At 36.0% G+C, this 22,042-nt stretch carries 21 protein-coding genes and 1 pseudogene; 12 read left to right on the top strand and 10 right to left on the bottom strand.

From position 1 onward, the window contains the following. Nucleotides 1-172: 172 nt before the first annotated feature. Nucleotides 173-1,816: a pyridoxal phosphate-dependent decarboxylase family protein gene (locus tag ACQCPR_RS01170; protein WP_427137946.1), complete on the top strand. Its 1,644-nt coding sequence runs from the start codon at nucleotides 173-175 to the stop codon at nucleotides 1,814-1,816. Beyond that, nucleotides 1,800-3,497 carry a methyl-accepting chemotaxis protein gene (locus ACQCPR_RS01165; RefSeq protein ID WP_269922785.1) on the top strand — a complete coding sequence of 566 codons (1,698 nt, stop codon included), beginning with the start codon at nucleotides 1,800-1,802 and terminating at the stop codon, nucleotides 3,495-3,497. The genes ACQCPR_RS01170 and ACQCPR_RS01165 overlap by 17 nt, the downstream gene beginning before the upstream one ends. Before the next feature lie 79 nt (nucleotides 3,498-3,576). Here the strand turns inward: ACQCPR_RS01165 and ACQCPR_RS01160 are convergent, their stop codons facing one another. Next, nucleotides 3,577-4,152 carry a GNAT family N-acetyltransferase gene (locus ACQCPR_RS01160; RefSeq protein ID WP_427137945.1) on the bottom strand — a complete coding sequence of 192 codons (576 nt, stop codon included), beginning with the start codon at nucleotides 4,150-4,152 and terminating at the stop codon, nucleotides 3,577-3,579. Nucleotides 4,153-4,653: 501 nt separating this feature from the next. On the opposite strand from ACQCPR_RS01160, the gene ACQCPR_RS01155 reads away from it, so the two are divergent. From ACQCPR_RS01155 to ACQCPR_RS01145, 3 genes are all read left to right on the top strand, one after another. Further along, the gene (locus tag ACQCPR_RS01155) at nucleotides 4,654-5,556 is read left to right on the top strand and encodes a M23 family metallopeptidase (RefSeq protein ID WP_427137944.1); all 903 of its coding nucleotides are present in this window, start codon (nucleotides 4,654-4,656) and stop codon (nucleotides 5,554-5,556) included. Nucleotides 5,557-5,750: 194 nt separating this feature from the next. Next, nucleotides 5,751-6,392: a glycerol-3-phosphate acyltransferase gene (locus ACQCPR_RS01150; RefSeq protein WP_093495342.1), complete on the top strand. Its 642-nt coding sequence runs from the start codon at nucleotides 5,751-5,753 to the stop codon at nucleotides 6,390-6,392. 13 nt (nucleotides 6,393-6,405) lie between these two features. Then, the gene (locus ACQCPR_RS01145) at nucleotides 6,406-6,993 is read left to right on the top strand and encodes a YdcF family protein (protein WP_093495343.1); all 588 of its coding nucleotides are present in this window, start codon (nucleotides 6,406-6,408) and stop codon (nucleotides 6,991-6,993) included. 63 nt (nucleotides 6,994-7,056) lie between these two features. Here ACQCPR_RS01145 and ACQCPR_RS01140 read toward each other — a convergent pair. The 3 genes and pseudogenes from ACQCPR_RS01140 to ACQCPR_RS01130 all read right to left on the bottom strand — a co-directional run bounded on the left by ACQCPR_RS01140 (nucleotide 7,057) and on the right by ACQCPR_RS01130 (nucleotide 8,554). Next, nucleotides 7,057-7,400 (bottom strand): annotated as a pseudogene (locus tag ACQCPR_RS01140) (DUF6176 family protein). Nucleotides 7,401-7,429: 29 nt separating this feature from the next. Next, nucleotides 7,430-7,777 (bottom strand): GIY-YIG nuclease family protein, encoded by a 348-nt coding sequence (locus ACQCPR_RS01135; RefSeq protein WP_241600506.1) that lies wholly within the window; start codon nucleotides 7,775-7,777, stop codon nucleotides 7,430-7,432. 21 nt (nucleotides 7,778-7,798) lie between these two features. Then, the gene (locus ACQCPR_RS01130) at nucleotides 7,799-8,554 is read right to left on the bottom strand and encodes a DUF2087 domain-containing protein (RefSeq protein ID WP_093495345.1); all 756 of its coding nucleotides are present in this window, start codon (nucleotides 8,552-8,554) and stop codon (nucleotides 7,799-7,801) included. A 159-nt stretch (nucleotides 8,555-8,713) separates the two neighbouring features. Between ACQCPR_RS01130 and ACQCPR_RS01125 the strand changes: the two genes are divergently transcribed. Beyond that, nucleotides 8,714-10,411: a M3 family oligoendopeptidase gene (locus tag ACQCPR_RS01125; RefSeq protein WP_427137943.1), complete on the top strand. Its 1,698-nt coding sequence runs from the start codon at nucleotides 8,714-8,716 to the stop codon at nucleotides 10,409-10,411. A gap of 22 nt (nucleotides 10,412-10,433) precedes the next feature. Beyond that, the gene (locus tag ACQCPR_RS01120; RefSeq protein WP_269922782.1) at nucleotides 10,434-10,838 is read left to right on the top strand and encodes an RDD family protein; all 405 of its coding nucleotides are present in this window, start codon (nucleotides 10,434-10,436) and stop codon (nucleotides 10,836-10,838) included. Between the two features lie 128 nt (nucleotides 10,839-10,966). Here ACQCPR_RS01120 and ACQCPR_RS01115 read toward each other — a convergent pair whose 3' ends face one another. Further along, nucleotides 10,967-12,871, bottom strand: coding sequence for a methyl-accepting chemotaxis protein (locus ACQCPR_RS01115; protein WP_427137942.1), 1,905 nt, complete (start codon nucleotides 12,869-12,871; stop codon nucleotides 10,967-10,969). Nucleotides 12,872-13,337: 466 nt separating this feature from the next. Next, entirely contained in the window at nucleotides 13,338-13,916 is a 579-nt protein-coding gene (locus ACQCPR_RS01110) for a TetR/AcrR family transcriptional regulator (RefSeq protein WP_090570025.1), read from the bottom strand. 144 nt (nucleotides 13,917-14,060) lie between these two features. On the opposite strand from ACQCPR_RS01110, the gene ACQCPR_RS01105 reads away from it, so the two are divergent. Continuing rightward, nucleotides 14,061-14,819 (top strand): SDR family oxidoreductase, encoded by a 759-nt coding sequence (locus ACQCPR_RS01105; protein ID WP_093495350.1) that lies wholly within the window; start codon nucleotides 14,061-14,063, stop codon nucleotides 14,817-14,819. Nucleotides 14,820-15,087: 268 nt separating this feature from the next. Here ACQCPR_RS01105 and ACQCPR_RS01100 read toward each other — a convergent pair whose 3' ends face one another. The 3 genes from ACQCPR_RS01100 to ltrA form a co-directional block, all read right to left on the bottom strand. Further along, nucleotides 15,088-15,564 (bottom strand): hypothetical protein, encoded by a 477-nt coding sequence (locus tag ACQCPR_RS01100; protein ID WP_090570034.1) that lies wholly within the window; start codon nucleotides 15,562-15,564, stop codon nucleotides 15,088-15,090. A gap of 124 nt (nucleotides 15,565-15,688) precedes the next feature. Further along, complete coding sequence (locus ACQCPR_RS01095) at nucleotides 15,689-16,315, bottom strand: immunity protein Imm33 domain-containing protein (protein WP_241600495.1); 627 nt, start codon at nucleotides 16,313-16,315, stop codon at nucleotides 15,689-15,691. A gap of 147 nt (nucleotides 16,316-16,462) precedes the next feature. Further along, on the bottom strand, nucleotides 16,463-17,791 hold the full coding sequence (gene ltrA / locus ACQCPR_RS01090; RefSeq protein ID WP_241600493.1) for a group II intron reverse transcriptase/maturase: 1,329 nt from the start codon (nucleotides 17,789-17,791) through the stop codon (nucleotides 16,463-16,465). A gap of 827 nt (nucleotides 17,792-18,618) precedes the next feature. Between ltrA and ACQCPR_RS01085 the strand changes: the two genes are divergently transcribed. Continuing rightward, nucleotides 18,619-19,842 carry an IS110 family transposase gene (locus ACQCPR_RS01085; RefSeq protein WP_340878735.1) on the top strand — a complete coding sequence of 408 codons (1,224 nt, stop codon included), beginning with the start codon at nucleotides 18,619-18,621 and terminating at the stop codon, nucleotides 19,840-19,842. A 143-nt stretch (nucleotides 19,843-19,985) separates the two neighbouring features. Here the strand turns inward: ACQCPR_RS01085 and ACQCPR_RS01080 are convergent, their stop codons facing one another. Next, a complete protein-coding gene (locus tag ACQCPR_RS01080; RefSeq protein WP_241600805.1) occupies nucleotides 19,986-20,162 on the bottom strand; it encodes a hypothetical protein in 177 nt (58 codons plus the stop codon). Between the two features lie 176 nt (nucleotides 20,163-20,338). Here ACQCPR_RS01080 and ACQCPR_RS01075 point away from each other — a divergent pair, with 176 nt between their 5' ends. The 3 genes from ACQCPR_RS01075 to ACQCPR_RS01065 are packed head-to-tail and all read left to right on the top strand — an operon-like array spanning nucleotide 20,339 to nucleotide 21,725. Beyond that, the gene (locus ACQCPR_RS01075; protein ID WP_427137941.1) at nucleotides 20,339-20,731 is read left to right on the top strand and encodes a helix-turn-helix domain-containing protein; all 393 of its coding nucleotides are present in this window, start codon (nucleotides 20,339-20,341) and stop codon (nucleotides 20,729-20,731) included. Between the two features lie 8 nt (nucleotides 20,732-20,739). Then, nucleotides 20,740-20,898, top strand: coding sequence for a hypothetical protein (locus ACQCPR_RS01070; protein ID WP_427137940.1), 159 nt, complete (start codon nucleotides 20,740-20,742; stop codon nucleotides 20,896-20,898). After that, nucleotides 20,862-21,725: an IS3 family transposase gene (locus ACQCPR_RS01065; RefSeq protein WP_427138888.1), complete on the top strand. Its 864-nt coding sequence runs from the start codon at nucleotides 20,862-20,864 to the stop codon at nucleotides 21,723-21,725. The genes ACQCPR_RS01070 and ACQCPR_RS01065 overlap by 37 nt, the downstream gene beginning before the upstream one ends. The last annotated feature ends 317 nt before the right edge of the window (nucleotides 21,726-22,042 follow it).

Raw genomic sequence — 22,042 nt, 5'->3', positions numbered from 1 at the left:
TTCAAAATCTCCCCTTGCATAAATATTACAAATATTCTAAAGTATTCTTTATTTTCTATTTGCGACGAAATTTCTAGTCTTTTATAGTCTAATAAGTATATACTATACGGGAGTATAACGGACTATAAAATATATCTATCTATAGTAAATATTGACCAAGAAGGGTGAAAAAATGAAGAATATACAACAGCTTTTCCAAAGTGAAGATGGTAATGGAAAACAGAGAGAACAGCTATTAGGCTACGTAGAAACAATATTAACATCCATGGATGCTTTGAAAGATCCAAATAAAACGATGCTTGGACCGATACAAGAACGTTCCGCAAACTTTTATAAAGAGTTAATGGAAGATTACGAAGTACCGCTAAATAGCAAAGGAATGGACGAAGTAGTTGGAGAATTGACTGATTTAATGAAGGGTCATCCATATCATACACGAAACTTCGTAACAAATGTTTTGCCAATGGCAAGTATTCCCGGCGTCCTTGGACTATTAACTAACTCATTATTAAATGGTAATAACTTATGGGATGTTTACGGACCAGCTGCAGCTGAATGTGAAGTAAAAGTGGTCTCCATGATGTCGAAGCTAGTTGGATATGATTTTACTGAAAGCTTTGGTTACACAACTTGGGGCGGACAAGGCGCTGTGTTCAGTGGCTTGCGTATGGCAATAGCAAAACAGTTCCCTAACGCAAAAGAAGAAGGCGTTCCAAATAATTTATACTGTTTTGCATCTGAAAATGCACATTATAGTTTATTGAAGTCTGTAGAGGCTGTTGGTATTGGAAGCAATCATCTAGTTCGTGTCAAAGCTGGGACGGATCATTCTATGGATATGGAAGATCTAGAAATGCGATTAACGGAAGTTATTGAAAAAGGCGGCATTCCTGTGTATATAGTTGCAACTACTGGTGCAACAGATAACTTTGCTATTGACGATGTAAAAGCGATTAAAGAAATGGCCACAGCTTTCGAAGGTAAATATAATTTGAAACCTATCCATATTCATGCCGATTCTGCACTTGGTGGATTTTATGCATTCTTTAATGATTATGATTTTGAAAATAACCCTCTACATTTTGAACAAGAAGTACTAGTAAGTCTTCAACATATTCGTGAACGAATGCAGTATATATCATTGGCTGATAGTTTATGTTTTGATTTCCAAAAGCTTGGACAAACTCCTTACTTAACGAGTCTGTTTTTAGTGAAGGAAGGTAAATATCTAGGTTTATTGGACTTAGAAGATTTTGATACGCCGTATGTTGGAAATAGAGGGTATGGATCGTATCACACTGGTTATACGTTAGAATGCTCACGTATGGGTAGTTCGATTGCCATTTATGCTGCATTGTTGGCGTTTGGTAAGACGGGATACCAACAGCTCCTAGCAAATTATGTTCGTGTGAATTTAGCATTCCAGGAGCAAATAGCTATAAAGATTCCTTCATTATATGTGGTAAATGAATCGAATATCGGACCTATTACTGCTTATCGCTATTATGAAAAAGGATTGAATTGGAGAGATGAACAAGCAGGCCGTTATTCACTGGCACAAGTAAAAGAAATCAACGCTTTAAATTCATCGCTATTTGAAGTGTTAGGGAAACATCGTGATGATGTCTTTTTCGGTGATACAACTCGTGTATGCACTGTAGCAGTTTGTGATTCAGATGAACTGGTTCCTGTTGCAGCAGCGAAATTCTTTTCTATTTCACCGTATACCGAAGTGGAGCACATCTCAGCAATGGTAGATTCCCTTCATCATTCCATCACTACATTGGAGGCTGTAAAAGATGAAGTTATTTACTAAACTAAAGAGTTCTATGTTATATAAATATATTCTAAGTTTTATAGTACCGATCGCGCTATTCTCCATCATTTTTAGTTTAATATTGTTCATCTTCTCTAAAGCAATTATAGACGATTACGTTATCGACCAATTCGAAACTACACTACAATTAGTATCTGATGATGTTTTTGACGATCTAGATTCTGATCTAGTTGTAAGTGCTGATAGTGATAATGACGAACAATACAGTACATTACTAGACAAATTAAATGAAGCAAAAGCGAACCACGATGTGGAAAATGTGTATGTTCTTTCACGTTCAAATGGAACTGAACATATTGTTGCATTGAGTGATACGGATGACCGTAATGCCTCTTATACATTTGATGAAAAAATGAATGAAGCTATTGACAAAGGGGAAGTCAAAATTAGTGACATCTATACAGATGAGTATGGGACCCACAAATCTATTTTCATTCCCTTCAAGAATACAGATATAATTCTAGGATTAGATATGGATGCATCATTCATTACTTTACTAGAAAGCCAAATTATTAGGTTATCCATATCGATTACATTGATCTTTATTGTATTAGGTACGATAATTGCTTATTTCGTAAGTAAACGCATTATAAATCCTATTAAAGCTGTTACCGACTTTGTAGAAGAAGTAGCGAAAGGGAATCTAACAGTAGAGCATTTGCAAATTAAAGGCAATGATGAGATTGCACAGCTCTCTCATGGTATTAATAATATGACTGGGGATTTACGTTCCTTAATTACTCATATTGGCGAAAATGCTGAGCAAGTAGCAGCAACGTCGGAGGAGTTATCAGCGAGTTCTGAAGAAACAAGCGCGTCAATTCAGCAAATCACTTCCTCCATGCAAGAAGTTTCCGTTGGTTCAGAAAAACAAACAGCGGCTATAGAAGAAGTGGAGAAAAATGTTTCTACTATTTCTGAAGCTATGAGTAAAGTGGCATTAGAAGTTAATAGCGTGTCTGGCAAGGCTTTAAACGCATCTGAAATTGCCTCAAAAGGTAATGATACCATCCACATGGCCGTTCAAAAAATGGACACCACATCCGATGCTATTAATGCTACTTCAGATGTTGTAAAACGTTTAAGCGATTATACGCAAGAAATTGGGGATATTGTTTCATTAATTACAGAAATAACTGATCAAACAAACTTACTTGCATTAAATGCTTCAATTGAAGCAGCACGTGCAGGAGAGCATGGTAAAGGATTCGCAGTTGTTGCAGAAGAAGTACGAAAATTGGCAGATCAATCGCGTGAAGCTGCCAATAGTATTAGTACTCGTATTGATACGATTAAATCAGAATCTTCTCATGCGGTTAAATCGATGGCAATAAGCTATGATAATTTAAGAGATAGCGTTACTACATTTGATGAGGCGGGCAATGCCTTTAAAGATATCTATACAGCTGTGAGCGAGTTAACCAAACAAATGAATGATGTTAACAGCGTCGTTGAAGGTATGAACAAGGGTGTACTTAACATTGCTGGTTCCATGGAACAAGTAAGTGCTATATCTATTCAAGCATCTGGGAATATCCAGAATGTAGCGGCAGCATCTGAAGAACAAGCAGCGAGTATGGAAGAGATTACAAATTCCTCTAATAACTTGGCTGGTATGTCGGAACAATTACGTAACGCTGTTCATAGATTTGATATTTAATGTTAAGAGAGTCTCAATTCCATGTAAATGGTATTGAGGCTTTTTTATTTTCAGATTTAATTTGTTTTAAAACCCAGCACTATAAAATACTTGTATAGTCCCCTTTAAGAATGCCGTATATTTCTAAATCTATTATTCCTTTACCAGACCATATAGTAGCTTGTCTTAATAATCCTTCTTTCATAAAACCGTTTTTTAAGAGGACTTTCTTTGATACCTCGTTTGCAGGCATAACCTCAGCTTGAATTCTGTTTACATTAACTTCTTCAAATAAAAACTTTACTACCATCCCAACCGATTCAGTTGCAATTCCCTTACCCCAATTATCCTCTGCCAAAAAGTATCCAATAGAGACCGTGTTCACTTTTTGGTTAAAATCCATAGCTTCTATAATTCCCACTAATTTATCACTTTGATGTTTCTGAAAGATTCCCCACTTCACTCTACTTTTTTTGTGATAGTCTCTATCAAAATGCCCAATCATCTTCCTTACCGTTTGTACATTATGCTTTGGAATGATTCCACAATACTCAAATACATTTTCGTTATCGTAAATTTTATATACTTCCTCTAAGTGCACATCATCTATTTTTTTTAATACTAGATTAGCAGATTCCAATACTGGGAAATCTCCAAAAACTATTTCTACATTCATATTTTTCTCTCCTTAAGTTACGCCAAATAGACAGTCATTTTCTTTTCATTTGTTTTTTTATAATTTGGAAGCCCATATTAATTAGACCATAATGCTATTCACTCGGCTGAATTCCCATTAAGTCTTATTTCTTCAAAAAAATAGCTAATAGGACTTCCTTTGTATCCATACCGACGAAAGCTAAAAATTAGATACGGTAATTTTAATACGTTTTTCATAATCGATAGTTTCAATTTTAAGAGACTCTATTAAAGGACAAGATTGATTAATCATTGATCAATACGGAGAATGCGGTACTCATATAACTCTAGGTATTTATGTTAAAATAAATGTGAGATTTTAGGAGCATTCACTTAAACTAATGGTCCAGTTTAGTTGAATAAGAAGGTATTTTTGCGATTGTGTTGAATAAGTAAATTATTATATGGGAATTCAAGTAAATCAACATCTCTCATATTAGCGACATACTATACGAAAAACCCCTTTATAAGGAGAAAGCATATGACAACACTTGCAATTTTGGAGCTATTCATAATCCAATTGATATTACCGACAGTGTTTATTATTTCATTATGGAAAGGAAACTTTCCTAGTAAATTGAACTGGTTGACACTGGTAGTGTTTACAGTTCTATTTACAACCTGGCAATTTTTTTCATCGTCATGGGATTGGTTCAGTTATTATCTAAGATTCATAATGATGTTCTTTTTGTTACTGTCGACTTATAGTTCATGGAAAAAAGTACGTTCACTTCCATTTCGCATCAAATTCAACCGTAGCCAAAAGATGTCACTGAGTTTCAACGTGCTTCTTTTACTTGTTTTCGGTGCTTATAATATTTTGACATTCAGTGGTTTTACAACTAAAGATGATGCCGTTGAACTCGACTTTCCGCTGAAAAACGGGACTTATTATGTTGGTCAGGGTGGAAATCATGTGCTAATTAACTATCATAATGCTTATGCCAGTCAGCAATATGCCATAGACGTTGTTAAGTTGAATAAATTCGGGATACGAGCAGCCGGTATTTACCCAGAAGAACTTGATAATTTTTTCATATATGGAGAACAATTATATAGTCCGTGTACCGGTATAGTTCTCGAAGTCCGAAATGATTTACCAGATTTGACACCTCCCGATGCTGATTCTGAAAATGCAGAAGGAAATTTCCTCAACTTACTCTGTGAGGATGAAGATGTAAATGTCTATATCGCACATATGCAAAAAGGAACTGTTGTTGCAAAAGAAGGAGAAAGAATACAGAAAGGACAGCCAATTGGGTTAGTCGGCAATTCAGGAAATACATCCGAACCACATTTACACATCCATGCTGAAAAAAACGGGGTAGGTGTGCCAATCCATTTCAATGGAAGATTTCTAATAAGAAACAGCTTGGTGTGGTAAGCGGAGGTATTTAAGTTTTAGTCTTATACAACGACCGGGTTCTTTACTTCAAAAAGGAGTAAAGATATTATTTTAATTCAGCCTCTACCTTTAACATAGCCTGAACAAAATACATAGAACACTTCCACTTTAAAATTCTGAAACTTCTTATCTTTTCATTCGTTTAATATATTGAAGTTAGTGGGAGGTGAAAAATGGTTGTTTCAATGATTAGTATCCTCGTTATTAGTTATCTGATTGGATCCATTCATGGTTCTAAATTAGCACAATATCTAAGTGGTGTGAATATTAAAAAAGAAGGTTTAAAGAACTCGGGCGCATCAAATGCAGCTATTGTTTTGGGTGCAAAATATGGTGTTTTAGTTGCAATTATTGATATTTTAAAAGGAGTTATAGTCGTAATCGGGACGCGTTTCTTGGTGTTAAAGTACACAGATTTTACGTTAGTTGAGCAGGACATACTGCTATATAGTGTAGGTGCCGCGGTAATACTCGGGCATAACTTTCCTATTTACACTAAATTTAAAGGTGGAAAAGGCACTGCCACCCTTATCGGAGTGCTCTTAGCTCTTAGCTGGCCACTTGGCTTAATCGGACTTATATTATTGATAGGAACTACATTTTTAACGGATTACTTATTAATAGGTGTTTTTGTTTTTTACTTTGTCTTTATCGGTGCATCTATTTGGTTTGCAGAGGGAATTGGACCAATGGCTATTGCCGGATTTCTATTTTTGATGGCAGTTGTTTTACATATCGAGAATTTTCGTCGCTTAATGCGAAAGGAAGAGATGAAAATTTCCACCTTTTTAAGTAAGAAGAAACCGTCTGTATGAAATGAGGATAATTATGAAGAAAAAAATGAGGTGGATAGTGCTTGTCCCATTAGTCGTTGTTGCTTCTAGTGGAATTGGTATCTGGTTACTGACAAGTAAATGGTTAGAGGATGGTCTAGAACCAAAAGCAGACGGTACAAATGAGTATGCTATTGTTCTTGGTGCCAAAGTGAAAAAAGGTAATATCCCTTCTCTCGCCTTACAGTATAGATTGGATGCCGCTCTTATCTATGCCAAAGAGTATCCACATGTAAAATTAGTTCTTTCAGGAGGGCGAGGTCCCGATGAAGATATTGAAGAGGCTGTTGTTATGAAAGATTTTCTATTGGAAAATGGAATTGATGAAGACAGGCTCCTCTTAGAAGATAAAGCGACTTCTACGTATGAAAATCTTTTGCTTTCTCAAGAAATGTTACCAAGTGGTATTAATTCCGTTACACTTATTACAAGCGACTACCATTTGCACCGTGCCAAAATACTAGCAAATAAGCTAGGTTGGGATTCGGATGTAGTAGCTGCTAAAACTCCAAAAGTTGTCGAACTCAAGGTTCGTACACGAGAACGTGCAGCATTGTTAAAGGCATATATATTCGGAAAATAATCATATTAATAAGACGGGTGTAGGAAAGTAACGCCTCTACTTTCCTTTCACCCATCTTATAAGTTATTTCATAGAATTACGTATTCGATTGGGAATCATTACTACCTCTGCTTGTAATTCTACTGCTGGATAAGACTTATCTATGCATTCTTCCCAATAGGCAAGGTGTTTTATATCAATCCAATGCTTTGACTCTTCAACAGCTTGTCCACCTTTTCCTTGTACAGAATACCAATAAAGATATTCATGCTCGTTTATAAACTCTCTAAAATTGTTTCTATATACATTTTTTCACCTTCAAGAGTAACTAATACTTCCTCCATGTGTTCATTCAAAAAAGCTAACCATTCATTTACTTTGTCTGTTTTACCTTCATTCACTCTAAACCTTGTGCATTCAATATTCACGGTTAAACCATCCAGTCTTCGTTAGCTTGTTAACACGAATGATACCCCTCTTCCCCATAGGGCTGCAGCTTTTGCAACCATTTCTCCAGTAACTTTTGTAATTCTTTCTTTTCATCCGTGTATTGATTTTCTGATTTCTTTAAAACTTCCACTTGCTCAATGGTGAAATTATCTTTGCCATATTCAAACCATTCTTTTTGTAGCTCTTTATTTGTATGTGTCCCGCTTTCTAGCGTAAATCTAGTTCCGTTCAATGTCTTAAAATTAGGTGTTGATGACACAAATTTTTTACCGTTTTGTTTATTTGTGATGACGTAAATCCCTCCTTCTATCTTTATTTCTTTATATTCTTGTTTTAGCTCTTTCTTACGATCCATTTGTATTCCATCCTTCTTAGTTTATTTTTTTACCCAATATTCGCTACCATCATCTTTCCTATCTAAAAACCCATATTCTATTAAGTAACGTCTTAATGTTACGAAGTCTTCGTATGCTTTCTTTAAGACATGATTTATTTCTTTTTCTGTGTATGTTTTTTCTTTTTCAAATCTTTGTATAAGAACCCTCAAAGTTGCTAGTTTTTGCTTTTCTTTCTTCGGGAATTTCATAAGAGGGCCATCAATTCCATTAGGAAAAAATTTCGCTTCTACATCTTCCTGTTCTTCTTGGGTAATGTTATAGCGATCGTCCACCATCGTTGCTGTTTTATGAAGAGGCAAAAATGCGGGAGCGTGATCGTCTTTTTCCTTTAACAATTCCATCATTGCAAGAAATACTTTTGCTTGTCGCTCTTTTTCTTTTAGCACAAAACGATGATTACGAATCGTCGATGAGCTTCCAATATCCAATTCTTTCTGTACTTCTGCATCACTTCTACCCTCATAAAATAGACGTAATAAGCTATTTTGATGATCAGTTAACCCAGTCAACTTTTTGTTTAATCCTATTAAATAATGAAAAACAGATTCATGCTCCGCTTCAATATGGAATTTCATGAATTTTTCTGCTTCATATAACATATTATTCTTTGGATAAATGAATCCTTTTTCTACTTTATTTCCACATAAAAGACACACATACATGTCTTCCTTTTCGATATAACCCTTCTTTAACTGTTCTGAAGATGCATTCCATAATAATTCCGATAACTCCATATACAAACACAACCATTCTTTGTTTACTAATTTACAAACATTATATAATAACGTTTACTTTTTATCAACTTGTAAAAATGTGGTTGCAATTTATCTGAAAATAATAAACAATATGAATAAGACGTTTCGTAAAGCGAAACGATAGAGAGGGGAATTTAAATGGTCACATTCAAGGACTACGAATACAAACGTCCAAATTTAGAACAAGATAAGGCTACATTTCAAGAGTTATTAACAAAGTTTAAGGAAGCCACAACAGTTGAAGAACAAAATACTGCGATAGAGAATATCAATTCATTTCGCAATGATTACTCTACACATGCAAACTTAGTTTATATTCGTGCATCTATCGATACTAATGATGAATTCTATCAAAAAGAGCGTGATTATTTTGATGAGACCAACCCAGAAATAGAAGAGATGGTTACGGAATATTACAAGGAGTTAGTTGCATCACCGTTCCGAAATGAACTGGAAGCGAAATGGGGCAATCAGCTTTTTGACTTGGCGGATTATCAAATCAAGGCATTTTCTCCGGAAATCATTTCTCTTATGCAAAAAGAAAATAAGCTTTCTTCCGACTACTCAAAGCTCGTTGCTTCTGCACAGGTAGAATTTAATGGTGAGACATTAACACTTGCACAGCTAGGACCGTATGCAGAATCAACGGATCGTGATACTCGTAAGAAGGCTAAGGAAACTAGTAGTGGATTTTTCCATGAAAATGAAGCGAAATTTGATGACCTTTATGATCAACTGGTAAAAGTACGTCATGAAATAGCTACGACACTTGGATACAAGAACTTTGTAGAGCTCGGTTATATTCGTATGAACCGAATCGATTACAATGCGGAAATGGTTAAAAAGTTCCGTGACCAGGTGCGTGATTTTATTGTACCTGTTGCGACTAAGCTTTATGAACGCCAGGCAAAACGTATTGGGGTAGACAGTCTGAAATATTACGATGAACCTTTTAACTTCCTCAGTGGGAACGCTACGCCACAAGGTTCTCCTGAATGGATTGTGGAAAATGGAAAGAAAATGTATGAGGAGTTATCTCCTGAAACCGCTGAATTCTTCCAATTTATGATTGACCGCGATCTTATGGATTTAGTTGCGAAAAAAGGGAAAGAGGCTGGTGGTTATTGTACATTTATCGATAATTACGAATCTCCTTATATATTCTCTAATTTCAATGGAACTTCCGGAGATATTGATGTACTAACACATGAAGCGGGTCATGCTTTCCAAGTGTACACAAGTCGCAACATAGGGATCCCAGAATATGTATGGCCAACATTTGAGTCCTGTGAGATTCATTCGATGAGTATGGAATTCTTTACATGGCCTTGGATGGAGTTATTCTTTAAGGATCAAACCGACAAATATAAGTTTGCCCATTTAAGTAGCGGACTTCTCTTCCTCCCATATGGAGTTGCAGTTGACGAATACCAGCATGTTGTATATGAAAATCCGGAGATGACTCCTACTGAACGCAAGGCTGCTTGGAAGAAAATTGAGGAGATTTATTTACCTCACCTCGATTATGACGGAAATAGTTATTATGAGTCTGGCGGGTTCTGGCAACGTCAAGGACATATTTATGCTAGTCCGTTCTATTATATCGACTACACACTTGCTCAAATTTGTGCATTTCAATTTTGGAAACGCTCAAGAGAGGATCACAAAGCTGCTTGGAAAGATTATTTACATCTTTGTCAGCTTGGTGGCTCGAAATCTTTCACTAAACTAGTAGGTGAAGCTAATTTGATCTCACCTTTTGAGGATGGTTGTGTAGAATCAGTTATTGGTTCGATTGAGGAATATTTAAATAGTGTGGATGACTCTGTACTATAGTTAGTTGAAAGGAGTTGAAGCATTGAATCCAGCTGGATTTTGGATTAGGCTTGGTGCCAATCTTTTAGATGGCATTATTATGAGCCTGCCGCTTGCCATTATTAGTTACCTTATTCTTGGAGAAAGTGATACGTGGTTCACTACTTTAGGAACGTATTTATATTTCATATTACTCCCTGTATTTTGGGTAGGATATACTGTAGGAAAGAAAATTCTTGGTATCCGCATCGTGAATTTAGATGAGACCGATGTCAGTTTTTGGACAATGATTAAACGACAGTTAATTGCTAATATTTTTTACATTTTAACCTTAGGAATTGGTGTTATTGTTAGTGCATTTATGGTGGGGATTCGCGAGGATAAACGAGCAATTCATGATTTTATAGCGGGTACTTATGTAACTTTCCATCCTCCATGGCAAAAATGAATTTTAAAACAAGCATTCAGCAGGATGCTTGTTCTTTTTCACATTGAGTTGAAGAATGTACTATTAATAAAAACATATCTGCTTCTTACTCCAAAATGGAATAAGAAGCAGATATGTTATTTTGTTTATTAATATTTAAATTGCGAGATTACATCTTTTAGTTCCTGAGCCATGGAAGAAAGAGATTGAGCAGATGCTGAAATCTCTTCCATTGAAGCTAGTTGTTCCTCTGCAGAGGCTGCTACTTCTTCTGAAGTTGCTGCATTTCCTTGTGCAAGGATAGCTATATCATTGGCGATATGAGAAGTTTCCTGGACAGATGCAGATACCTGTTGTGCTGTTGCAGAAACGTCTTCCATTTGTGGTGTAATTTCTTTCATACTTTGCATAATTAGAGTGAACTTTTTAATAGCATCATTGGATACTTCAACACCTGCTTGAACATCTGCTGTCACACGTGCCATGATTTGGACAGAACTCTCCGTATCTTCCTGAATACCTAAAATAATTTCATGGATATCTTTAGCTGATTGTTGAGATTGTTCGGCAAGCTTTCTAACCTCATCTGCCACAACAGCAAACCCTTTTCCATATTCGCCAGCTCTTGCAGCTTCGATTGCTGCATTTAGAGCTAGAAGGTTCGTTTGGTCAGCAATTTCGGTAATAACATTTAATATAGAACGTACTTCTTGTGAACGGACGGATAATGAGTTGATCTTTGTGTTAGATTCAATTACGGATGTATGGATAGAACTCATTTGATTGACCGTATTTGTAATTGCCTGACCACCCATCTCCGCCTGTGTTGTTGCTTCATAAGAGAGTTCAGAAACTTTTGAAGCATGATTTGCAATTCTATCGATACCTATGGAGATTTCAGCTAGGGACTGAGCGTTTGAGTCAACACTATTCGTTTGTTTTTCTGCATTTTGAGAAACTTCTTGGATGGAAGTTGATACCATCTCTGTGGTGTCACTAGTTTGTTGCGCATTTGCCGACAATTCCTCAGAAGAAGAAGCCACTATTTCAGCGGTTTGTTCAACTTTATCAATGAGTGACCGAAGACTTTCCAGCATTGTGTTGAAAGCATCGCCTAAATGTCCAATTTCATCCTTGGAATTTACGATAATATTTTCAGTTAAGTCACCTTGACTAATCGTTAAAGCTTTTTCTCTTAACTTAACAATTGGTTTTATCACAGATTTTATTATAAAGTAAACAACTATTATCCCAATAATAATAGACAGAAGTATTACTAAACCAGTTTTATGCAATATTGGTGCAGTCGCTTCATTGATCTCCGAATAAATTACATTACCACCAATTTTCCATCCGGTCATCTCATTAGTTACGTAGCTCATTACTTTATTGTCGTCGTTTAATACATATTCAAAATTTCCTTTTTCATGTTTATACATATTATTATAAAAACTTCCTGACTCACTTCCTATTTCAGCTGTAGGATGTGAGATGAACTTTTTCTTGGCATCTAATAGAAGTGCGTATCCTTTATCGCCAATCTGTACCTGATTCGTAAGTTCTTGTATATAAGTTAGTTTTATATCAATGGCTACTACTCCCGACCCATCTTGAGTAGTTTTTGAAACAGTTACTACCATGTTATTTGTAGTTGCCGAAATATAAGGATCTGATATTACAACTTTTCCTTCTTGGGTCATTGCGTTTTTATACCAATCTCTATTTTTAGGATCATAATCTGATGACATTTTGGTATTCGGCTCTTGGATAAATAATCCTGTCTCAGTACCTAAATAAATAAGTTCAACTTCTGGATGTAACTGCATATATTGACCAAATTGTGTTCTTAACTCTGGGTTGCTATCGAAATTATATTGAGTGCTAGATACTTTTTGGGAAAAAGTATCTACATCATGTAATTTTGATTGAATCATATTGTTAATTGAGATATTTAATAAATTTAAGTTTTCCTCTATTCCATCTAATATTTCATTTACAACTGATTCTTTTGCGGTGGAATAAGAAAGATATCCTATAAAAATTCCTGGAATCATTAAAACTAACAAAAAAGAAACAAACAGTTTTACTTTTTAATTTCTGAACGCTTGGAAGATTTTTTTCATATAACTTGCCTCTCAATTCACTTTAATAAGCACAATATCCTATTACTTAATAGGAAAATGTACACTAGGTATCACTTTACTACTTAATAAGGCAAGATAGTTTGACAACTTTGTGTACAATACATGAAATAATAATAATATTATTATAATTTTTCATTAAAAACTGTAGTAAATAAAACTTTAACCATTAGCAATAGTATTATTGGTGAAAATAGACCTAATGATGATTCTTCAAAATTTTGATTGTTCATGTGAGGGAATGAAAGGAATTGCATTAGTCGGAGCTAATCAAGCGCTCGAGGAAACGGGTATTAATTAGAACACGTTTGCAAGAACTAGTAGAGGTATTAAGAACAAGAACTCCTAGATTTCTTGTTCTTTTTTCTAAATATTATCTTCATCTTCCCGTAGTTACATTTAAAGTTTCAACTAAATGTAGATTCATAACATCTACCGATTCTTCAAAGTCATTTCTATACCATTCAATAATTAATCCTATGATTGCATTTGTCATAAAGGAATATACGAATTTTTTAGATTCATCATATTTCCCTATTTTACTATCCTCCATGAAGTTTGAACGAATCGCATCAAAAAACATATAATAGTATGTTGTCGATACATTATCTGATAAAATGATTCGATAAAAATCTTCATACTTTTTGACATGATGAAAAATACGAACTGTTTTTGGATCTAAATTTTTAAAAGCTGAAGTTTTTAATTGGAGTGCAGAAATATATTTGTATGGTTCTTTATAGGATTCTTCTAAATCCACGATTACCTCTTCAAAAAATTCCTTAAAAACATCGCCAACTTCTTCATAGTGAAAGTAAAAAGTCCCTCTATTTATACTAGCTTCTCTACACAACTCTGACACTTTGATATCCGTAAGACGTTTATCTTTCAGTAAATGAGTTAAAGCCTGATAGATAGCTTTCTTTGTCTTTACGACTCTTAAATCTTTTGCTCTCAATAATATCTCCCCTTATCGAACACATACATCAAAACATGTTTAATATTGTACAACTATTGTGAAAACTGTTGATTGAATGCGTTTCCATTTTAAATTATACTGTTATTGTACAACTGTATAATAACATATGAGGAGGAAATAATAATGAGATTACAAGACAAAGTAGCTATCGTTACAGGCGCAGCTTCTGGGATGGGAAAAGCAATCGCTGAAGCTTATGCAAAACAAGGTGCAAAGGTCGTTGTTTCCGACTACAATTTGGAAGGTGCAGAAACTGTAGTAGCAGCTATTAAAGCGTCAGGTGGCGAGGCAATTGCTAACCGCACAAACGTAGCAGAACTTGCTGACTTAGAAAACTTATTCGCTGAAACAAAAACAGCATTCGGTAAATTAGATATTTTAGTAAACAATGCAGGTATTATGGATGGAATGGAGCCTGTTGGTGAAATTTCAGATGAAAAATGGGATCGTTTATTCGCAGTAAATACTACTGGTGTTATGCGTGCAATGCGTATCGCAACTAATATCTTCTTAGAACAAGGCCACGGAGTTTTCGTTAATAACATCTCTGCAGGTGGTTTACGTGGAGCTCGTGCTGGTGCAGCGTACACCGCTTCTAAACATGCAGTTACAGGTTTAACTAAAAATACAGCTTATATGTATGCAAACTCAGGAATTCGTTGTAACGGAATTGCTCCAGGTGGCGTAATGACAAATATTCAAGCTTCTATGACTAGCCTTTCTGAATTTGGTATGGGTCGCCAGCAAACTGGTAGCGGGACAATGCCACGTGTTGGTCAACCTGAAGAAATTGCACAACTTGCAGTATTCTTAGGTTCCGACGAGTCAAGTTTTGTTAATGGACAAATTATTGCTGCTGATGCTGGTTGGACTGCTTACTAATACTTCTTAAAAAGCAAGACAGAATTATATAAATATGAACTTAAATAAACCAGTTACCGATATTCAATCGGTGACTGGTTTTTCTTAACAGATAAGAGAGTATATAAAAATGCGGCATGATTACTAGGTTTACAGAATTTTTGAATAACAATACTGATTTCCGGTTCAGGTGGGGTACAAAGGCTAAAAGCGCCACCACGTGTGGCAACGCCTTCGTCACCAACATCCTGTTGGCCTCCGCGGGGTGAGAGATGAACCATCACCGCCCCTACGGGTACGTTGAGTTACAATTTAATTGTTTTTTCGCTTCTTTTATGATGTTTGTAATTAGAGATTCCCTTGTAATTTCCTCTACATTATCACCATATCGATAGTCGTCAATCATTTCGCTAATCTCATACCATACATTTAATTCTTCGCTAACAAATTCTTCACGAACTACCTGATAAATTTCATATGCATAGTTAATTGCATTAGATTCATTATCTATTATTTGTTTTAGCAAATACCAGAAGTAATACTTAGAACACTCAACCTGTGAAGGTTCTTCCATACCTAATTCTCTTACTGCCCTATGAAAATAATCTTCTACCTCAAAAATATTTAAAGTTTCACTTAGGGAAGAAAGTATATTTAGGGATGTAGATGTATCACTATTTTCTAACATTTTGATAGCCCAATTAACATAATCAACAGGTTCTACTTTTTTTTCGAATATTTTATAATACAACATTTTAGTTTCCATCACTTACTCCTCTTATTTCTCTCTTCTTATTGAACTACCCTGCGGCGTTAGTACAATAAGAAAAGGCTTTACTCCTTCTTGAAGTAAAGCACACCGTTAGCTTAATAAGAAAGTGTATCACTACTTATTCATTAAGATAAGTATCCCAATCATAATCATCTATTTTGTAAAACAAATAATTGTCATTTCTCTCATATGCACACAAAGGTGGTTCTTCAATAAAAGTTAAAATAGAATCATCTATATTTAAAATTACTCCTATGGAAATATATTGTAGGTTATCAGGATTATTTAGAAATTCATCATCTTCATAACCACTTAATACAGACCACCCAGAGTCTTGTTCATCTTTTGGATTCTCTCTTAGCATAAAGTTAAATTCTTTTCTTTTAAGAACATCATTGCTAACTATTATCTTGGCGTCAAAATAGTAATCCCATTCAGAAGAAGTAGGGTCATCATATTCGGTGTCACAGATATGTTCTGTTTGAAACGTGATTTCTTGACCATATTTTAAATTTTTTATATTTAATGGTTCATTCGTAAGTGTCCCCTTGAGATTATTCCCTTCGATACAGGTAATTTCAACCCACATTCTCTCGCCTGCATCTCCATCGTTCTCTTTTTCTACAAATCTTAACTTAACAATATCCCCTATATTTAACATATCTATTACTTGTTTGCTTGGAACATAAAAAGTATAAGGAAATTCTTTATTTCTTTCAAAAACATTATCTAAATACCAAGACATTTTTATTCCTCCTTGAACTTTTGCACGCTAACTTGTTCAACTAGTCGAGTAGAAGAGAACCTCTCTACCTCACGGTAGATTGTGTTCCTCCCCCCTCACAGAACCGTGCTTGCGCTATTTACGCACACGGCTCTTCCTAGTCACCATTCACAAAATGTAGCTAATCTCTTTTCTTAAGTTGTATATATTCACCTTAATTCTTGGTGAAAGTAACGGATATTTATGAAGAAAGAGATTGAATTTATCCCAGGTAAAGGATTTTCTTTGACTTCTTCTGTTGAGCCATCTAAACAGTAAATATTGGATTTTGTCTTTAAAGCGGTGAACACTTGGAGTGTTATCCGTGATGCAATAGTAGTTGTAATAACCTATAAGAGAGCGTTTAAATCTATCCATAATCATATGAATATCAGTATTTCGGTTATTCTTTATCCATTCCTTCGATTCCTTTAGTTTACCTTGTAGCTTTTTCCTGCTTGATTTCCGTTTCACACGAAAGTATCCAGATTTACTCTTTCCACAATAGTGTGTAAAACCTAGGAAATCAAAGGTGTCAGGTTTTCCATTTCCCTTTAGTTTTGCATCTTTCTCCGCAAATCTCCCGAAGGGAATTATTTTGGTTTTATCCTCCGCTATTTCTAAATTAAACTTCTGTAATCTCAGCTTCAATGATTGAAAGAACTCCTGAGCTTCGCTCTTATATTGGAAGCAACAAACAAAATCATCTGCATAACGAACTATGTATGCTTCTCCTTTACACTGTTTTCTAACTTCCTTATCAAACCACAGGTCCAGGACATAATGGAGGTACAGATTGGCAAGGACCGGAGATATGACTCCACCTTGCGGTGTGCCTTTATCTGTCTTGTATTTCTTTCCTTCCTCCATGTATCCACCTTTAAGAAACCTACCAATTATTCTTAGTAAGTTAGGGTCAGCAATTCGCAGTTTTAAGAACTTCATCATCCATATGTGGTCAACGTTGTCAAAGAACCCTTTAATATCTACATCTACTATATAATTTACTGATTTCTTTTCAATATAATGATTTAATATTTTCAAAGCATCGTGGCAGTTACGATTTGGGCGAAACCCAAAAGAGCAGTCTAGAAAATCATTTTCATAGATGGCATTTAGTATTTTGGTAATGCCTTTCTGTACAATCTTATCTTCGTGTTCCGGTATCCCCAATGGTCTTTTCTTGTTGGAGTTTAGCTTAGGGATATACATTCTCCTTACGGGAACAGGATGATAACTTTTACTTTTAAGCCTACTTACTAAATCCTCTATATTTTCCTCTAGTGTTTCACTGTATTGCTCTTTAGTTGTGCCATTAATCCCCGTTGCCTTCTTATTAGGTAATTCAAGATGACATTGAACTAGAGATTCCTTATTTAGTAAATGTACAATAGATGTAAATTTCATTTTCGGATCAGATTTTGCTAATTCTGCTATCCTTAATAGTTTTGTTTCCATTTAGTATTCCTACCTCCGCGTGTAGTAAATGTGTCCCTAGTAAGGGTGATAACTTGGTAGCAGCCTTTCCTCCATCAGCATTACCCAACTTCATTGGTACTACGCTGCTATCCGACTCCCTAAACGGCATTTGGTTTCCTTGCTTATTATCACTTGTACACCATACTCTTCAATTAAGAAGAGACCGGTAGGGTCTCCCGAGTTGCCGTATCATATCCATGTGTGACGTGCCAAGGTCTCTGACCCCAGAGAGGTTTTATCCTTCTTGCCTTTACCGAAGAATAAAATGTAGTTTTCTGCCGCAGGTAAGGCATCAACCCTCTCGATTTACTAACATTATGGGGCTCAATCCCTTCAACCATTTGGCTTTCGGCCCGCCACCTAACTGTCTACGCTTAAAGGCTACTGTTACCATTAGCCCTCCAAGACTCGCTACGAGTGAATGGCTAGTTCTTTCTCGACGGGAATCCCACCCGCTATATGATACGACCTAGGCTCGGCCGCACACCTGCTGCGTTAGTTCAATAAGAAAAAAGGCTTTACCCCTTCTTGAAGTAAAGCACCCGTTAGCCATCCATGAAGCGCAAAATCAGCGCTTCACCACAGAGAATGAAAATGTGAAAATCGGGTATAGGATACTACGGCTGGCGAAGAAGGTCGATGAACTATGGTGCCATAGAGCCCATCCGTTAGTCTGACTCCAACGACCACGGTGCATCACAGACTGTCGCACTCTATACGAGTAGCACTCATGGGAGATTAATCCTACTCTGGTTATTGCACCAGCCTCCAATACTATTTGCCGTGCCGTAGAAAGGATGATTACAATGGAAGTAATCATTGAACGTGCTTGTGGAATGGATGTCCATAAGGATTCCATTACTGCTTGTATTATTACCCCAAAAGGAAAGGAGATTCAAACGTTTTCCACTAAAACTGTATTTCTATTACAGTTAATTGACTGGATTAAGGAGCATGATTGTACTCACGTAGCAATGGAAAGTACAGGTGTATTTTGGAAGCCTATTGTTAACTTGCTAGAAGCCGAGAGCATTGAGTTTTTAGTAGTGAACGCTCAACATATGAAAGCAGTACCAGGTCGTAAGACCGATGTAAAAGATGCAGAATGGATTGCCAAACTTCTTCGTCACGGTCTACTTAAAGCAAGTTTTATTCCAGACCGAAATCAGCGGGAATTAAGAGAGTTAGTTCGATACCGTCGAAGTATTATTGAAGAGCGTGCGAGACAACATAATCGGATTCAAAAGGTTTTAGAAGGAGCGAATATCAAACTCGGTTCCGTTGTCTCCGACATCATGGGTGTTTCGTCTCTTGATATGCTCCGTGCTATCGCCGATGGCGAAAATGATCCTGAGAAATTAGCTAGCTTTGCCCGCCGATCAATGAAGAAGAAAAAGAGTGAACTGGAGCTAGCTCTTCGAGGGTATATCAATCCACATCAACGTCTCATGTTAAAAACCATTCTGGTCCATATAGAATTTCTAACTGAGCAGATTGAGCTATTAAACGAAGAGGTTGCTACTAGGTTATCCTCCCATCAAGAAGATATAGAACGATTGGATTCCATTCCTGGCATCGCCACTCGAATGGCCGAACAAATCTTAGCCGAAGTCGGTACAGATGTGGAGAAGCAATTTCCCAGTTCGGCGCACTTATGTTCCTGGGCAGGATTAGTACCTGGGCATAATGAAAGTGCGGGCAAGAGGAAATCAACCAACATGAAAAAAGGAAACAAGTACTTGAAATCGGCATTAATTGAAGCAGCTCATTCTGTTAGAGGATCCAAAACCTACTTGGGAGCCCTGTATAGGCGTACTGCATCAAGAAAGGGTAAAAAGCGTGCAGGGATATCAGTCGCTCATGCCATTTTAAGAATCAGCTATTATCTCCTAACACGCAAAGAAATGTACCTAGACTTAGGGGAAGATTACTTTGACAAACAAAAAGAACAATCGATTGTACGATATTCTGTTCGAAGACTTGAAAACTTAGGTTACAACGTTACAATCACTGAACCAAATGCCTCCTAGTCCAACCCATAATTTAATTCTCATTTAGGCGCTGCACTTTTTTAAAAAATTATTGAGCTGCGTCCGATTTCGTATTGCCTTTTTCTATAAATCGAAGATTTTAATTTTCATGGGAGTGAAATAAGAAAAGAGAGCTGAGCTACCTATGCTTGAACATTCTTTAACCCTTTATTTTTCTTGTCATTATAAAGCAGAATTGATGCCACAATTATCCCAATCAAAAGATACTTGAAAAAACCGCCTTCAATAAAATAATCGACAATACCTATGCCTACCAACATTGTTATGACACTAAATAAGATCCTTATATATACTTTCATTAAATCACATCCTTGATGTATCAAATTGAACTAAACTGTTGCTTTAGTTTAAGTGTAACATTTCTCAATGCATATCTGAGATCAACTTATTGTTTTGGACATAAAAATAGACCATCAAAATGGGTGCTGCACCCCAAAAGTTAGAGTAATAAATCTAACTTTTGGGGTGTTTTTATATGGCGAAATATAACCAAGGTTTTAAATTAAAGGTTGTTCAAGAGTATTTAAACGGGCACCTGGGATACTTACTCTTAGCGCAAAAATATGGTATTCCATCTTCAACGGCAATCAAACATTGGGTTAGGGCTTATAAAGCTTTTGGAGAAGAAGGCTTACAACGGAAAACCAAGCATGAAGAATATCCTGTTCAATTCAAATTAGATGTATTAAACTTTATGAAACAAACAGGTGCTTCTTACCAAGACACAGCGATTCGATTTAACATGAATCAGCCTAGTATAATCGCGACTTGGAATAGTAAGTTTTTAAAAGAAGGAGTAGAGGGCCTGACAAATGTGAAGGGAAGGCCATCTATGCCTAAAAAACAAAAGATACGCCGACTAAAGTAGAAAAAGCAATGTCTCGTGAGGAACAGTTAGAACGTGAAAATGAACTGCTTCGTCTGGAGGTTGCGTATTTAGAAAAGTTGAAGGCTTTTCGAGAGAACCCGGATGCCTTCCTCGAAAAGCACAAGCAGAGATTGCCTTTGAACTTAAAGAAGAAGGATTCCGATTAAAAGACATCTTTAAACAAGTTGATATTCCCGAAGCAACTTATCATTATCATATCAAGCAAATGAAGCAGGAAGACCCAGATCAAGCTTGGAAAACGTTGATTATAGAAATATTTGAGCAACATGAAGGTCGATATGGGTATCGTCGAATTCATGCGGAATTAAAAGTACAAGGACATAAAATCAATCATAAAAAGGTGCAGCGAATCATGAATGCATTGAATTTAAAGTGTGTAAAATTCGTACGTAAATCTCGCTATAAATCGTACAAAGGGACTGTTGGCAAAGTAGCGAAGAATCGTTTAAACCGTCGTTTCAACACACCTTATGCCTTACAAAAACTGGTGACTGATGTAACAGAATTCAAGTGCACAAATAATGAGAAACTATATTTAAGCGCGATTATGGATTTATATAACAGTGAAATACTCGGTTTCAGTATGTCTAAACGACCTACACTGGAATTTGTGATGGATTCACTGAAACAAGCGCTCCCAATCATTCATGAACGTGCAGAATATCGTACAACCATTCATTCGGATCAAGGCTGGCACTACCAACATAATTCGTGGGTGAAAACCTTAAAGCAAAACAAGATTTTCCAAAGCATGTCTCGTAAAGCAACATGTGCGGACAATGCGGTAATGGAGAACTTCTTTGGCTTACTCAAACAAGAAATGTATTACGGGGAGGAATTGATGAACTACGAAGTGTTACAGAAGAAAATCGAGAAGTATATCGATTACTATAACAACGATCGAATTAAACAAAAACTGGCCGGCATGAGTCCGGTAAAATACCGAACTCATGCCAGCCAATTAGCTGCATAAATAAAACTCTAACTTTAAGGGGTCACTACCATGATGGTCATATTTTGCTAAAGCACACCTTTAGTGCAATAAGAAGTATGAAAAAGAAAGAGCTAAAATTATAGATACAATAATTCTAATCCAAATCAATTTTTTACTTATTCCTGCTCTCTTTTCTAAGTAATTGATATAGGTAATCGTTAAAAGAAAGCCAAAATATATACTTATGTATCCGATATAATCATTTTCTTTAATCATATACCTCACTGCAGCTAAAAAAATGAGTACAGGTCCAATTGTAATACAGAGCCTGTTTATTTTCTTTCAAAACCATCCAT

This window comes from Psychrobacillus psychrodurans (genome assembly GCF_050209195.1).
Classification (GTDB): domain Bacteria; phylum Bacillota; class Bacilli; order Bacillales_A; family Planococcaceae; genus Psychrobacillus; species Psychrobacillus psychrodurans.
This window is presented reverse-complemented; position numbering and strand designations above follow the sequence as displayed.